The 14,863-nt window shown below is 40.4% G+C and carries 15 protein-coding genes and 1 riboswitch; of the genes, 3 read left to right on the forward strand and 12 right to left on the reverse strand.

Annotated elements, in window-relative coordinates; genetic code table 11:
- Positions 1-2: 2 nt before the first annotated feature.
- The 4 genes from ACFW35_RS15060 to sfnG form a co-directional block, all read right to left on the reverse strand.
- Complete coding sequence (locus tag ACFW35_RS15060) at positions 3-1,790, reverse strand: IucA/IucC family protein (protein ID WP_379846879.1); 1,788 nt, start codon at positions 1,788-1,790, stop codon at positions 3-5.
- Positions 1,787-3,280 carry a pyridoxal phosphate-dependent decarboxylase family protein gene (locus ACFW35_RS15065; RefSeq protein WP_379846881.1) on the reverse strand — a complete coding sequence of 498 codons (1,494 nt, stop codon included), beginning with the start codon at positions 3,278-3,280 and terminating at the stop codon, positions 1,787-1,789. Before ACFW35_RS15065 ends, ACFW35_RS15060 begins: the two co-directional genes overlap by 4 nt.
- Before the next feature lie 9 nt (positions 3,281-3,289).
- The gene (locus ACFW35_RS15070; protein WP_379846882.1) at positions 3,290-4,636 is read right to left on the reverse strand and encodes an aspartate aminotransferase family protein; all 1,347 of its coding nucleotides are present in this window, start codon (positions 4,634-4,636) and stop codon (positions 3,290-3,292) included.
- A 499-nt stretch (positions 4,637-5,135) separates the two neighbouring features.
- On the reverse strand, positions 5,136-6,224 hold the full coding sequence (gene sfnG / locus ACFW35_RS15075) for a dimethylsulfone monooxygenase SfnG (RefSeq protein ID WP_379846884.1): 1,089 nt from the start codon (positions 6,222-6,224) through the stop codon (positions 5,136-5,138).
- A gap of 236 nt (positions 6,225-6,460) precedes the next feature.
- Positions 6,461-6,573: riboswitch (SAM riboswitch) on the reverse strand.
- Between the two features lie 145 nt (positions 6,574-6,718).
- Between sfnG and ACFW35_RS15080 the strand changes: the two genes are divergently transcribed.
- Entirely contained in the window at positions 6,719-7,420 is a 702-nt protein-coding gene (locus ACFW35_RS15080; RefSeq protein WP_425590101.1) for a DUF421 domain-containing protein, read from the forward strand.
- Between the two features lie 7 nt (positions 7,421-7,427).
- On the opposite strand, the gene ACFW35_RS15085 is transcribed toward ACFW35_RS15080, so the two are convergent.
- From ACFW35_RS15085 to ACFW35_RS15105, 5 genes are all read right to left on the reverse strand, one after another.
- On the reverse strand, positions 7,428-8,237 hold the full coding sequence (locus ACFW35_RS15085; RefSeq protein WP_379846887.1) for an alpha/beta fold hydrolase: 810 nt from the start codon (positions 8,235-8,237) through the stop codon (positions 7,428-7,430).
- 256 nt (positions 8,238-8,493) lie between these two features.
- A complete protein-coding gene (locus ACFW35_RS15090; protein ID WP_379846888.1) occupies positions 8,494-9,156 on the reverse strand; it encodes a type 1 glutamine amidotransferase domain-containing protein in 663 nt (220 codons plus the stop codon).
- A 453-nt stretch (positions 9,157-9,609) separates the two neighbouring features.
- Positions 9,610-10,452: an aldo/keto reductase gene (locus tag ACFW35_RS15095; protein ID WP_379846890.1), complete on the reverse strand. Its 843-nt coding sequence runs from the start codon at positions 10,450-10,452 to the stop codon at positions 9,610-9,612.
- Between the two features lie 56 nt (positions 10,453-10,508).
- Complete coding sequence (locus ACFW35_RS15100; protein WP_379846891.1) at positions 10,509-10,910, reverse strand: HIT family protein; 402 nt, start codon at positions 10,908-10,910, stop codon at positions 10,509-10,511.
- Positions 10,911-11,417 (reverse strand): NUDIX hydrolase, encoded by a 507-nt coding sequence (locus tag ACFW35_RS15105; protein ID WP_379846893.1) that lies wholly within the window; start codon positions 11,415-11,417, stop codon positions 10,911-10,913.
- Between the two features lie 213 nt (positions 11,418-11,630).
- Between ACFW35_RS15105 and ACFW35_RS15110 the strand changes: the two genes are divergently transcribed.
- Positions 11,631-11,867 carry a transporter suffix domain-containing protein gene (locus ACFW35_RS15110; RefSeq protein ID WP_379846894.1) on the forward strand — a complete coding sequence of 79 codons (237 nt, stop codon included), beginning with the start codon at positions 11,631-11,633 and terminating at the stop codon, positions 11,865-11,867.
- A 21-nt stretch (positions 11,868-11,888) separates the two neighbouring features.
- Positions 11,889-12,389 carry a hypothetical protein gene (locus ACFW35_RS15115; RefSeq protein WP_379846896.1) on the forward strand — a complete coding sequence of 167 codons (501 nt, stop codon included), beginning with the start codon at positions 11,889-11,891 and terminating at the stop codon, positions 12,387-12,389.
- Positions 12,390-12,425: 36 nt separating this feature from the next.
- Here the strand turns inward: ACFW35_RS15115 and ACFW35_RS15120 are convergent, their stop codons facing one another.
- The 3 genes from ACFW35_RS15120 to ACFW35_RS15130 all read right to left on the reverse strand — a co-directional run bounded on the left by ACFW35_RS15120 (position 12,426) and on the right by ACFW35_RS15130 (position 14,780).
- Positions 12,426-12,626, reverse strand: a complete 201-nt coding sequence (locus ACFW35_RS15120; RefSeq protein WP_379846897.1) for a hypothetical protein — start codon at positions 12,624-12,626, stop codon at positions 12,426-12,428.
- Positions 12,627-12,774: 148 nt separating this feature from the next.
- A complete protein-coding gene (locus ACFW35_RS15125; protein WP_379846899.1) occupies positions 12,775-13,347 on the reverse strand; it encodes an MFS transporter in 573 nt (190 codons plus the stop codon).
- Positions 13,344-14,780, reverse strand: a complete 1,437-nt coding sequence (locus ACFW35_RS15130; RefSeq protein ID WP_379846901.1) for an FAD-dependent oxidoreductase — start codon at positions 14,778-14,780, stop codon at positions 13,344-13,346. Before ACFW35_RS15130 ends, ACFW35_RS15125 begins: the two co-directional genes overlap by 4 nt.
- Positions 14,781-14,863 lie beyond the last annotated feature (83 nt).

A 14,863-nucleotide genomic window follows, 5' to 3' on the forward strand; every position in this document is an offset into this window, starting at 1 on the left:
AACTAAACGCTAGAAACATTTGAAGTCAACACCTTCTGTAATGGGTTTGAAATGTTCGTATAAACGGACTGCGTTTCTAAAGAACCGACAAGCTCGTCCATATCATGAAAACGTGTAAGCAAGTTCGCTTTGCAAGGCAGCTCCTCCGAATCTAGCAAACTTCTTAATAATGCTGATTTGCCACCCGTCAGTTTATCATGATGCATCAGCCTGTTTCGCAACATTTTCATAAGCTCTGATTCTTCTATAAGACCAGCTGTACCGAATCCATTGATCAGTCCGAACAAGTGGTTCATGAAGAAGTAATAACGGAAGCGTTCGATCGCGACTTCATCACTGCAGATCGTTACACTCTTCCGGTTAAGTCCAGGCAGCTGTTCCACCAGCTTGTCTGCTTTCGATTCGCTGTAATAGTATCCTTGATTATCACGATAATAGAAATGCTTCGGGTAGCCATTCTCCATCTGGACGATCGAGTTCTGCTGATGCGCCTCAAGTGCTACACCATATGTTTCATACAGCCACAGCATCGGATCTAGAGCGATTGATAAGTATTCGCCAAACCAGTCCTTGCTCACTTCTTCCGTTGATCGGTTCTCTTTTTGAGCGAGGTCCTGAATAATAGCTCCGATTCGTGATTCCCCTTCAAATCCGTGATCCTGACAAAGCCCTGCTATCAAACTCGCATTTTTGTCATTTTCATAAAACGGGTTTTCTCTGATTACCACTTCAAACCCTGACGTTTCTTTTACTGTTGGAATGTTTAAGAATGCCGGGTCCTGAATGATTTGAAACGATGGATAGATCTCCTTCAGCTCTTGTCCCATCCTCGCTTGCATAAGCCTGGAAACCTCCACTCCCCTATGAAGTTCTTTTTCCAAATTGACACGAAGTGAGTTTGTAATCTTCACAGGTACAGAGAACTTAAACATATATTTAAAATCACGGCTGTACACTGAGCGCATAGAAGAAGTAGCTGAAAAAGGCTCTCCATACGGACCTATGTAGCTTAAACTTCCTTCTGTGATCAACGCTTGAACTGACGAATCTTGGAAAAGTACAGGAACCTGCAGTGGATGCACAGGGATAAAGATGGATCGTTCATCACACTCTATCGTTTGAACAAAGTTTTTATCTTTCTGAAGCAGCTGCATCGTTATCTCTTCAGCAGTAATGTTGTCTGCTGAATCCTGATCGACAACCCCCCTGTCTGCTTTGAAGAAATGCAGCTGGAACGTCCCCTTAAGTTCTGGAGAATACATAGATTCCTGCTCTTCACTCATTCCTTGCTTACTTTTCGGTGTTGGATGAAGAAGGTGGCCAAAAAGAAGAGACTGTTCTGCTTCAATAAACGCAAATTCACTTTTCTCTAAATCAGCTGCATCATTTTCTCGCTCTTCTAAATACCGCTGTACATTCTTTTTGCTAAGAATCGTGCGCAGCATCAATTCGTCTTCCGCATCTTCCCGATCTTGATTCAGAAGCAGTTCCTTCGAAAGAACCGATACGAGCGAAACGTAATCAAGCGTTATCACTTTCTCACCTGTTTGATAAAGAATAGGAAAGTGAAACAGATGTCTGCCTGTTAATGACCAATGCTTTACCGCTGCAAAAATGGCGGAATCCTGGTTCAAGAGAGATACCTTTACCCATCTCTTTGGCGCATCTCCGTTCCATTCTAAGTGATTCATCTCACCTTCAACTTCTATAAAATTTTGTGTTTCTCTAAGATAGCAGTTTAAGAAACTCTGCATACTCGCATTTTCTGCTCGTTGGTTATGGTTTGTCATTGGGTGATCCCCCTGTTTTCGTACTCTGCTGCAAATTGAGAAATGCTATGAAGAATATCTTCAATATCCACGATGGTCGTTCGCGGATTAAGCAATGTAAATTTCAAAAATACTTGGCTGTTCACTTTTGTTTTGGCAACCAAAGCCGTACCTGTATGAAGGATTCTTTTATAGATATACATGTTCAGTTCATCCAGGTTGTTAGCATAGCCATCTGCATATCGGAAAACGACGGCATTTATTTCTGGGTTTCTGTTACAGACTTCGAACTGCTCGTTTTGATCCAGAACACCTGCAGCCTGACTTGCAAGGTGAAGCGTGTAATCAATCATGCTTGCAAAATTTTTTTCTCCGACGATTCGAAGTGACATAAAAAGCTTTAATGCGTCAAACCGTCTTGTTGTTTGAACCGATTTGCTTACGAGATGAACGAGACCGTCGTCTTCATCATTTTCGGGATTCAAGTAGTCTGCATGGTGTGCCAGGTGTCGGAAGTTTTCTTTATTTTTCACAAAGAAAGCACCGCAACTGATTGGCTGATAAAATTGTTTATGAAAATCGATGGTGATCGAGTCTGCTTGTTCGATGCCTGCGAGTTTTTTTGAATGTTTTTCACTCAGCATTAATGCTCCGCCATACGCAGCATCAACGTGCAGCCATAGACCGTTCCTCTCAGTGGTCACCGCTATATTCTGAATCGGATCTATGCTCCCAAAATCAGTGGTTCCTGCTGTTGCAACGACACACATCGGGTATAACCCTTCTGATTTTAACCGTTGAATTTCTGCCTCTAAAACATAAACATTCATTTTTTTGTTGTGATCTGTTTCGATGGTTACTACAGCCTGTTCTCCTAGACCTAACTGAAATGCTGACTTTTTTACCGTGAAATGAGCATCTTCAGAACAAAGAATGCGCATCTTATTCGCTTCAGGCGGCAGACCTTTAATCTTTACGTTCCAGTTCCACTTTTCGGCGCAAAAATGGTCACGGGCTAACAGCAATCCCATATAGTTTGATTGAGTGCCTCCGCTTGTAAACGTGCCATCTGCATTATTTGAAAGCTCTAATTTTTCGCTTACCCAGTGAATCAGCTTTTCTTCCAGATAAGTAGCTGCTGAACTTTGATCCCACGAATCCATTGACTGATTAAGCGCACCGATAATCAGTTCCGCCGCAATGGCTGGGACAAGCGGAGGACAATGAAGATGCCCTATGCTTGTCGGGTGTGATACGTGAATGCTGTTCTTAACGATTTTTTCTTTTACATCTTCAAGAACTATCAAGGGATCGTCTCCGTCTTTTGAAGTGAGAGACAAAGCATTCAACTCTTTTTCAATGTCATGCGGCTGTTTGCCGTTATATGCATCTGTATTGTTTTTATAAAAATGACTTAAAAGGTGCTGCGCTTCAAACACGATGTCCTGAAAACTTTGCAATCCAGCTTCACTGTTATTTAGAAAAAAACGGTCAAAATCAGTTATGTTCATTCTGCACCTCTATTTGAGCGCGGCTCTTACCGCATCTTTAAATATTGCGATCACATTATCAAGCTGTTCTTCCGTAATGATAAGAGGCGGCAAGAATCTAATGACACTTCCATGTCTGCCTCCGACTTCCAAAATCAAGCCTCTATTAAAGCATTCTCGTTGTATGCGGCTAGCCAGTTCAGGATGTGCTGCGAATGTTCCTTTTTGTCCTGACGGGATTTTAGGATTTACGATCTCTGCTCCAACCATTAAGCCTCGTCCGCGAACATCACCGATCTCGGGAATCTCATTTTGAAGAATAGATAGTTCAAGCATAAGCTTCTCACCAAGCTCTTTTGCATGCTGTGATACGTTATTTTCTTTGATGTATTTTAAAGTTGCTGTTCCTGCGGCCATCGCCATCTGGTTGCCTCGGAACGTTCCGATATGTGCACCAGGTCCCCATTTATCAAGTTCCCGGTCATAGATCACGACGGATAACGGCAAGCTTCCTCCGATAGCTTTTGATAAAACAACAACATCGGGAACGATATCTGCATGCTGGAATGCAAACAACTCACCTGTGCGGCCAATTCCAGTTTGAACCTCGTCAATGATCAGCGGAATGTTGCGTTCTTTTGTGATTCTGCGAATTTCACGCAGCCACTCAACTGGTGCAGGAATAGATCCGCCTTCCCCTTGAACAACTTCTAAAATCATAGCTGCTGGAGGAAGAATTCCGCATTCCGGATCATATAAAAGGTTTTCGATATATTTTGCGCTGATTTTCGCTGTATCTTCTCCACCCATTCCAAACGGACAGCGATATTCATACGGATATGGCATAAAGTGAACATCTGGCATTAAACCTTGAACATTCTGCTTAGGTCCTAAGTTTCCGGAAAGAGCCATCGTTCCGTGTGTTGCTCCGTGATACCCCCCTTGGAAAGATAGAATGCTTCTTCTTCCTGTCGCTGTTTTTACAAGTTTGATTGCAGCTTCGATCGCATCTCCGCCAGTTGGTCCGCAAAATTGAATCTTTGCACGCTTCGCGAATTCTTCTGGTAAACTATCAAACACTTCACTCACGAATTCTTCTTTTACTGGTGTCGTTAAATCCAGTGTATGTAATGGGCGCTTGTTATGAAGCACTTTTTCAATCGCATCGATTACGACCGGATGATTATGGCCAAGTGCCAGCGTCCCTGCTCCTGCCAGACAATCTATGAATTTTCTTCCGTCTGCATCTTTTACATAGATTCCTTCAGCTTCTTCTATAGCAATCGGGATCCGTCTTGGATAGGACCTCGCGTTCGACTCCCGTTTTTCCTGCTGTTTAAGGTAAAGTTCGTTCATTTCTATTTGTAGAGTGCTCATGTTTGCTCCTCCTTAAGGTTTAATTGAATTCACGTTACTGAAAATGATTCTCATTATTAATTACATGTACCACTTTAAATGATAATGATTATCATCGTCAATGATAAAAATTTCTCACTTTCTTTCCATATATTTTTAAGGCTGGTAGCGACGATAAGGTCTAAAGTCCCTGTATTTTGATATAAATTAATGAGAATGTACAAGATAAATCTCATTAGCGGTACTTTTAACAGTTTAAGCTGGCAAGTTCTCATCAGAAGTGTTGATTTCACTGCCATCCGCCCTTGTTCTATGCATCACACTTGTATTTGATCTGTATAAAGGCACGTAATAGGATAAATTTGTTTTATCAACGGTAATTTTAAATATATTCAAGGTAAAGATAAGTTTATAGAAATTTCGACATCCCTAACCAAAACTACAACCCCAACGACCTTTACCTAAAATAAAAAAAAGCCGCCACAAACGGCGACTTTTCACATGTTTTTCACTTAAAAAATTAAACAAGCACTCCCTCTTCCTTCAATCGAGCTTCTTTTTCTTTCACAAGCGGTATCACTTTCTCTCCAAAGTCTTTCAAATCATTTTCATAATGTAAAAAGGCGGTCAGAACAAGGTCAACGCCTAGCTGCTTCAACTCTATTATGCGGTCTGCCACTTGTTCAGGTGTTCCGATCAGACCTGTTTTGAATCCATCATTATACTGGACGAGATCCTCGAATGTAGAATTTGTCCACATTCCCTCTTTTTCCTTAGACGATTGCCCTGCTTCTTTTACGGCTTCACCAAATCCTTCAACCGCTTCAACGTCAGCATTTGAAACAATATCACGCAGAACTTGAACAGCCTCTTCTTCTGTATCTCTTACAATCACAAATCCGTTTGCCGCATATTTCAAAGTACGGCCTTCTTTCTCTGCCAAAGCCTTCACTTCTTCAATCTGATTCTTGAATCCTTCTGTCGTGTTTCCGTTCATGAAATACCAATCCGAAACTCTTGCTGCCATCTCTTTTGCAGCCTTTGAGTTACCGCCTTGGAAAATTGGCGGTGTCGGCTTTTGAACAGGTTTCGGTTTCAGCGGAGCGCCATTTATTCTGTAAAAATCACCTTTGAACGTTGTCTCTTCTTCTGTCCAAAAACTTCTTATAACTTTAATAAATTCTTCAGAACGGCGATACCTCTCGTCATGCTCCAGCCAAGGTTCTCCATATCCGGTAAACTCCCCTTTAAACCACCCACTCACGACGTTGATCGCCGCCCGGCCGCCAGAGATATTATCGAGTGTTGCCATCATCTTCGCATATACACCTGGATGCCAAAGCCCCGGATGAACAGCTGAGATAAGATTTATCTTTTTAGTAACACTCGCCAAAGCTGCAGCAAGCGTGGCCGCCTCCAGCTGATATTCAGCACCATAGCTTGCAAAGAAACGCGTCTGAAGAAGTGCAAAATCGAATCCGGAATCCTCTGCGATTTGAGCATAGCGTTTGTTCGCTTCAAATGTCCAATCTGTTTCCTGCGGAAGCTTAGATACAACCAACCCTCCGCTAACGTTCGGTACCCAATACGCAAATTTTAACTCACTCATTTTCTTTTCCTCCTCAAGGTTTATATCCCTTGAATTGGACGACATTTCGCTTCACATGGTAAAATGTTTAAGCGATTCTTAAGCCCTCCTCAAGGGGTGATCATCGCAGCCCGGGGTGAAAGTACTGCCATACTTTCACTCCTTTTTAAAGCTTTACACCTCCTTAAAATAATAAAACCCCTTCACTCAAAGAAAAGAGCGAAGGGGTGGAATAACGAAAAAAAGTACCCGCTTGCTTCTCATCTTCGGAGCTTAAATCTTAAGCTTCCTCTGAAATTGGCACCGTGCACAACTTGTACTGGTTGCCGAGGCTTCATAGGGTCAGTCCCTCCACCTCTCTGGATAAGAAGAAATTCGATTAAGTTTTAATTTAAAATTGATTGTAGCATACCCGCAAGAATAGTCAAACTATTTTTATAATTTATTTCTGGTTAAAAAGTCATTTTTTACGACCATACTAAATGCATCAAGTTTAACGGGGTGCTGCTAGTATGCTGGATTTTTATCAAGCACAAGAGAATTTATTGGCGATCGAATGGATTTTAAGGGCAATCGTTGCCTTCTTCTTTATGCTGTTTGCTGTAAAATTGATGGGCCAGCGATCTTTCTCACAGCTTCGTTTATTGGATTTCATTATGGCTCTTATCTTTGGAAACATCATTGCCCATCCCCTGTCTGACCAGCATCTTGGTCTTAAAGGTTCCCTTATCACAATGTCCGTTCTTGTTATTCTTTATGTGACTACAACCATGACCGGTCTGCATTGGCACCCACTTAGAAAATTAATAGATCCAGCACCTATTCTGTTAGTAAAGAATGGTCAAATATTATATAAAAACTTGAAAAAAGCACGGATTTCAATAGACGTTTTGTTTTCTGAACTGCGAAAACATAGGGTAATAGATATTCAAGAAGTCGCACTCGCTTTGTTTGAATCCAATGGTACCATTACTTCATTTTTACAGCCGCAATACCAAACTGTTATTCAAAAAGATTTAAACTTGCCTCCAAAGCCTTTCGATTATCCTCAGGTTGTTATTAAAGAAGGAAAAATCAATCAACAAGAGCTTTCGGAAACAGGAAAAAATGAGGCATGGCTTTTGGAACAACTTCAAAAACAGAACACAAAATTACCTGATATTCTGCTCGCAACACTCGATCACCATGAACATCTTCATGTGATGTATTACAAATGATAAAATTTTAACCTATGAACTGTGAAAGTTCTTTGTTCACTTTCTCCCACTCTTCCCAAAAAAGTCCGTGCCCGCTGTTATTTAACGGAACAAGCTTCGAATTTGGTATTCCTTTATTCATCGCTAGTGCTAAAGGATAAGGACAAACCTGATCATGAACACCATGCAGAATAAGTGTCGGGACTTGAATTTTACCTAGATCCGCAAAAAGCGATTCATCACGTAATGATCCTAATACAGCTGCAGTCGAATATCCTGCAGCTTCTAAACCTAACTGAAAGAACCAGTCGGAAAAAGGAGCCGTTACATATTTAAAGAAAAAAATATCTCCAAACCCCTGAAGCATTTTAGGCCGGTCTTTATACGTACCAGAGATAAGTGTGTTAACTTCTTCAACAGTCTGACCGAATGGGAAATCTGGACGCTTTGTAAAACTTGGTGCAGCAGCTCCAAGCAAAGCAAGCTTTGAAACACCAAAACCGCCATGTTTAGCCATATACCTAATTGAAATCGCCCCTCCGACTGAGTGCCCAACAAGCGTGAAATCCTTTATCTTTAATGTCTGTACAACTGCAAAGATATCATCTGCTAATGGATCATATGAATAGCCCGAATAAGGTTTATCAGATTTACCGAATCCTCTTAGATCAATTCCGATGCATCTAAAACCCATCGATGGCAGCTGATTAAACTGATACTCAAAAAGCTTATAATTTGCCGGCCATCCATGAATAAAAAGAATCGTTTTTTCACCGCTAGGATTAACATCTTCTACATAAATTCTGACGTTTTCCTCCACACGAATATAGTAGCCCACAAACATTCCCCCACACTTCTAATTTCCTTAATAAAATACTCAACTTTACCCGATAGGTGAATGACACAAATCACCAAAAAATCATTACAGGGTAATAGCTGATTTATCCAGGGTAATTAGGAATTATTTTGTGGTAATCTTTATTAATTCCACACTTACAGATATTTATCGAATTTTCGACAAACAACAGCTAAATGATGCTGTCACTTTCATATAAAAACGACCAGCAAGAGCCGGCCGTTTCGTAAATTGTATGTTATTGTTTATTAAGAACTTCGATCATGCGAAGCGCTACACTTCTGCTGGACTGCGGGTTTTGCCCGGTAACAAGATTTCCGTCTGTCACGGCAAAATCTTCCCATTTTCCAGCTCGCTGAAATTCTGCACCAAGTTCGCGAAGTTTTGTTTCGAGCAAGAATGGCACTTCTTTCGTAAGCTGCATTTCTTCTTCCTCTTCATCGGTAAAGGCTGTAACGGTCTTTCCTTTTACAATAGAAGATCCATCTTTCAGTGTCGCTGTTGTCAGTCCTGCAGGTCCGTGACAAACACTTCCGATTACCTTATTTGTCTGCGCCATCTGGCTTACCACTTCCTTTAGAGCTTCACTTTTCGGAAAGTCAAAGACTGTCCCATGTCCGCCTGGCAAGAAGATTGCGTCATAGCTTACTGCATCATCTGCACTAAGTTCAGCTGTATCTTCCAAGAATGATAATGCCTCTTTATATTGATCTTGTTCGACTCCATCTAAGCTGTTCGGATCTAAAGGAATACTGCCGCCTTTAATGCTTTTGACTGTTATGTCATATCCTTTATCGAGAAATTCGTTATAAGGGACTGCAAACTCTTCAAGCCAAAGGCCTGTTTTATTATTTCCGATATTTTGGTGATTTGTTACGACAATCAATATCCGTTTTGACATGTTAGCACTTCCTTTCAGTCGTCTACGTATATCATTTTTCCCGTTATTCTTTTTTTAAAACTACGGGCATCGCCTGATCTGATCTTTTTTCTTTTTTAATAGGCTATTTTCGCAACCTTTGTTGCTCTTGAAAGGGTTGATTTCCGCTCCAGGATGCTCGCTTTCCACGGGGTGTCCTCCTAGCGCTTTGCTTTGTCAGGAGTCTCACCTGTCCCACTCATCCCGTAGGACAAGGAAGGCTTCGACAGCGTTACATCGCACGAAGAAAATGTGATTTTTCATTTTCGAGGAGTCTCGCACCTTGCACTCCAATCAACTTTTCAATGAAGAGAATCGAACAAAAATTCCTATTAAGCTACAATCTTTTAGGATAAAGCCTTTAAATAAGATTTTGGCACATTTATTAAATAAAAAAACAGTCCTCTCATATGAGAAAGACTGCTTTTACATCTATTAAAACTGCTTATAAAATTCAGGATCGTCAGGATCAGCACCGTTCCGCTTGTCCTGATTAAGAGCGGAAATCCGAGTCATATCCTCATTCGTCAGCTCAAAATCATATATATCAATGTTTTCTTCAATACGGTGCTGCGTTACCGATTTCGGAATCGTTACAACTCCATTTTGGAGATCCCATCTTAAAATAATTTGTGGAACGGTTTTATTGTGCTTATCAGCAAGTTCCACTAAAGTTGGTTCTTCAAAAATTTCACCTTTTAATAAAGGACGCCAAGCCTCAAGCTGTATTCCCTGCTGTTTGCAGTATGTTAAAAGATCTTCTTGTGTCAGACGAGGATGATATTCCACCTGGTTCACCATCGGCTTAATCACTGCATCTGCTATTAGATCTTCAAGATGATGCTGCTTGAAGTTACTAACACCAATAGCCTTTGCACGGCCCTCGCTATAAATCTTCTCAAGAGCTTTCCATGTTTCTTTATACTTGCCAGGAACAGGCCAGTGTATGAGGTAAAGGTCAACATATTCCAGCCCTAGCCTTTCTAAACTCGCATCAAAAGCCGCTAGTGTTTCGTCATATCCTTGATCTGTGTTCCAGACCTTTGTTGTGATGAAAAGATCTTCTCTTGGTACATCTGACTCGGCGATAGCCTGTCCGACTCCTGCTTCATTGTTATAAAGACTGGCTGTATCGATGCTTCTATACCCTGCATCAAGTGCCCATTTAATGGACTGGATGACTTCATCACCATCTTCTGCTTTATAAACACCTAAACCAACCCAAGGCATTTGAACACCGTTATGCAGCACCGCTCGATCATGAACACTCGTAACCATAAACGAATCCCTCCTTAGTCACCATTGTGGCACACTTTATCTAACAGATAAAAAGATTAGACTCCTTGTAGCTTATCCGCTGTTTCAGCTAATCTCTTATGAGCACCATCCTGAATCGTTGATTCACTCCACGTAAACCCGTCATTTTCATACCTTGGAATGACATGCATGTGAAAGTGAGTCAGTTCACTAAATTTTCCCCCATTTTGGTTAATTGTAATCCCATCCGGTTTTAAACAAGTGTTTAACTTTTCAGAGATCAGTTTGGCTGCATTCATAACGGCAAGTGTTTCTTGGTGCGTTAATTCAATAAGTTCTCTTACGTGTCTTTTCGGTAATATTAATGTATGCCCTTCATTAAAAGGATCTATGTCCAAGAAACAACGGACAAGTTCATCTTCATATACGGTATGTACAGGCATTTTAGCATTTGCTAAATCGCACCCTAAGCAACTCATTTAGATCAATCCCTTCAATCGTGCAAGCAGCAATCCATGCGCCAGCTCACTGTCCTTCCAGATGCCTTGCTCAATATTGCGAAACGCCCGCTCTATAGGAATATGAAATGCTTGAATAGAAGCTTCTTTTTTCTCCAGTTTCTGTGACCTATATTCAAGAATATCTTTCGTAAAATATACATGTGTAACGCAATTACTGTAGCAAGCACTCGGCTGAATGCTGCCTAAATACATAGCTTCCCCGCAGACAATACCAGTTTCTTCAAGCAGCTCACGTTTCGCTGCCTCCTCAGGTTCTTCATTAAGGTTCATTCCACCGCCAGGAAGCTGGATAATGATTTCTTCCACCGCTGGCCGAAACTGACTGATCAATATTAAACTATTATTTTCAAGGGCAACCATTACAGCTGCTTCGTGTGGCATCTCTTTTAAAGTAATCTTGCCAAACTCATCTTCAAACACTTCTATCTCTTTATCTCTGCTTTGATATACAAGTTCTTTCTTCAATCGGTCCCCCACCTTTTTACAACAGCGTCCTCTTAACATTATCCAAACTTGGAAACTTTTACAACTATGAACACATTGGGAATTTAGACCATTTAACTATTTTTCTTCTTGTGGAAAAAAATAGGCGTCCGTATAATGTTAATGAATATGTGGGAACTTTTATGAAAACATTTTCGTATGATCAACTAGACATATATAAAGGAGTTTTCCACAATGAAAAAGAAAATAGGAATTATATTTATTATTCTCTCATTTGTCCTTTGGATTTTTATTCCCATCATTCCCTTTTTATCGCTTAGTGCTGCCGCCAAGACAGGCATCGTGAGTGGATTGTTTATTGGCGGAGAAGTGTTCTTCTGGCTTGGTGCACTTCTAGCAGGAAAGGATATCGTAAAAAAATTCATTCAAAAATATAGGCGTAAGAAAGAAAAAGAGGATGATCCCTCTTAATACTCTTTAGGAGGCAAAGATATGAGAAGGGTGACTGGAATCGCTGCTTTGCTGTTTTTGTTCGGTTGTTCATCACCTTCACCAGAACTTGAAAGTTTAATGAAGGAACACCCTGACATTCAAAAAGAATTGCACACTCTTCCAGACGAAGAATTATCACAAGTGAAAATTCCAAGCCATTTGCCATTCATACCTGATTCCATCTCCTCAACAGTTGAAAAGAATGCCGGATTTCAGCCAAGGTTTGCAGAAGTCGTATACCATAAAAGCAGCAATGCCAGTTTAATTGTTGCTACCTATTTTAATAGAGTTGAAAATATTGATCCTGACTTACCGTTGTCATTCAAACTAAAAGATGGCTCCATAGCAGATATGAGAATGAATCATGTGGATACACGAGAATTAGTCTGGTCTGATAAAAATAAGAAGCTGACCTACAAGATTACATTGGATGTTGTTCCACAAACGAACAATCCATGGACAACTGAAGATATGCTGAACATTGCAGATTCCATGAAATAAGGAGCTAACGATGGAGGAAATTCTTTTAGGTTTTATTTATACCTTTTTAATCATGCTTACTTTTGAAACCATTTTTAGCAGAATACTCGATAACGGATCTAAACCCTCAGGAAAGAAAGTATTTGTTCTTGCTATACAGAGCTTAGTCATCAGCTTGTTTTTCTTTGCTGTTTTCTGATAGATTTGCTTTTGGATGTTTATTAAACGGTCATCGTTGAATAGTTGATTGGAGCGCAAGGTGTGAGACTCCTGCGGGATCAGCGGGACAGGTGAGACCCTGCAGGCTTGAAGAGCCTAGGGGGCTCACCGCACGCCCCGCGGAAAGCGAGCATCCTGGAGCGGAGATCAACGCCTTCTAATAGCAACAAAGATAAAACCCGTCAGCTTATTGCTGCACGGGCTTTTCTTTCATTTGATTCCTCAAAATGTATTCAGATCTCATTAAGATCACAGCAGATATCATATATAAGAAGGAAGCGATATAAAATAGACTTCCTATCGTCAGGAAATCTATTAAATATCCTGTTGCCATCACCGCAATAGCTCCCCATACACTCGTCCATAAATGGTAGTTTCCTATTTTCTGTCCAGTATGTTTTCCTGCAGTTTGTCTCGCAAGTGCTGTCTTTTCAGTGGTTTTCTGTACCGCTCCTAAAATACCCATTATGATTTGTAAAATATAAAGCGCTGAGATCGTTTCAATGAGCGGAACGATAATCATTACTCCCGCCATTCCCCACGTATATAACAGCAATAAAGAACGGTCTCCTATTCTATCTGATAGTCTTCCAATCAAAGGATGAGTCAGTGCTGCTGTAAGGGCAAAGAGTCCATACGCCAATCCGAATTGTGAGTAGCTGTCACCTATATTTCTAATGAGGAGCAGGTAAAAAGGGAACACCATTGAGCTGGCCGTCATTAAAATACTCTGCGATGCTACAAATATTCGATAGTTCATTGTCCATACCTCTCGTAAAAAAGATTATTAAAGCGTTCTTCAGGATCGAATTCTCTTTTCTTTTCGAAGAATTCCTCGATGCGAGGATAGGCTCTTTTAAGCTGTTTATCTGATGGATACGAATAATACGGTAAATAATAGCTTCCATCGTGATCCAAAGTAACATCAATTAATTTTTGCAAGACTTTCTCTGTGACTTGGATGTCCTGTTCCGAACGGCCTTGATTGATCAGCATAACAAGAGCAAACATGTCATTCTTCGCATAAGAGAGGACAGCATCTTCGTCATGTCCTACATATCTTATTGTTATGTTTAGTAAGTTTAGTTCTTCTTTTTCTAAAACTGCTCTTAAGTCATTGATATACTCAGCAAATTGATCAACAGGGACAAAGTATTCTTGCAGCACTTCTGTCCTATTAGGATTTTCATACTCCATAAATTCACTGTCTGAACGCATAACGTTGTTGCGTGTCTCATATTTACCGTCATTATTCATAAAAAATTCTTTTTGCGTTTCCCAGAGTAGACCTTTACCCCAGTCACTGTATCTGGACAAACCAAGCATAAATTTTGGCAAAGCCACAATTTCTTCTTTTTTTAATTCCATGTATTTTTCTCGATTACCCTGATCTTCAGCAAGCACGTAGTCAGTAACATACATCTCTTTTAAGAAAGATTCTGGTGCCACTGATATTCGTGCTAGGTGCATCTTCACTGAATCATCATGTTTTACTTTTTCATTAAAATACGTTTCATACTCTTTATAATTCATAGCAGCTGATCGATGCTGATATAGTTCATCATCAGCAAGTTCCAAGGTAACATCGAGTATTACACCGAATAAACCGTACCCTCCAATTACATAAGGAAACATATCACTATTTTCTGTGCGGCTGACATTGATTATTGCTCCATTTGGTTTTAACAATCGGAAAGATTCTACTGAGTCGATTAACGAACCGTATCGTATATCCCGCCCGTGAACATTAACACTTAATGAACCTCCAACAGTAAAAATATTCTGTGACTGCATCACTTTTATCGATAAACCATATGGGTTTATCATTTGCTGAATATCAGCCCATGTCACACCTGATTGTACCGTGATCTTTTTTTCCTTAGGACTAAAATTTAAAATTTGACTGTAGCCTGTCATGTCCAGCAAGGTTCCATTTGGATACAATGTATGCCCTCCCTGGCTGTGCTGCATACCTGCAATAGATATTGTTTCTCCGCTTTCGTCCGCTTCTCTTACCCATTGTTGAATTTCTTTAGTTGAATGAACATCTCGAAAATATTTCATTTTAACCGGCAGAAGTTTCCCTGCATCTTCTGCAGTTTCTTTTGCACTTTGGCGAGAGTATACGTGCAAACTTGAGTAAAAGGCAGATCCATAGATTAAAAAACAAATTAAAATCCATTTCAATTTCAACTTTGGCACCGCCTTTTCTTCTTAAGTGTAAATTTACACTTTAATTATAAAAGGTCTCTTTTTTCCTGGCAAGAATTTTTTTC

This window comes from Fictibacillus sp. NPDC058756 (genome assembly GCF_042746035.1).
Classification (GTDB): domain Bacteria; phylum Bacillota; class Bacilli; order Bacillales; family Fictibacillaceae; genus Fictibacillus.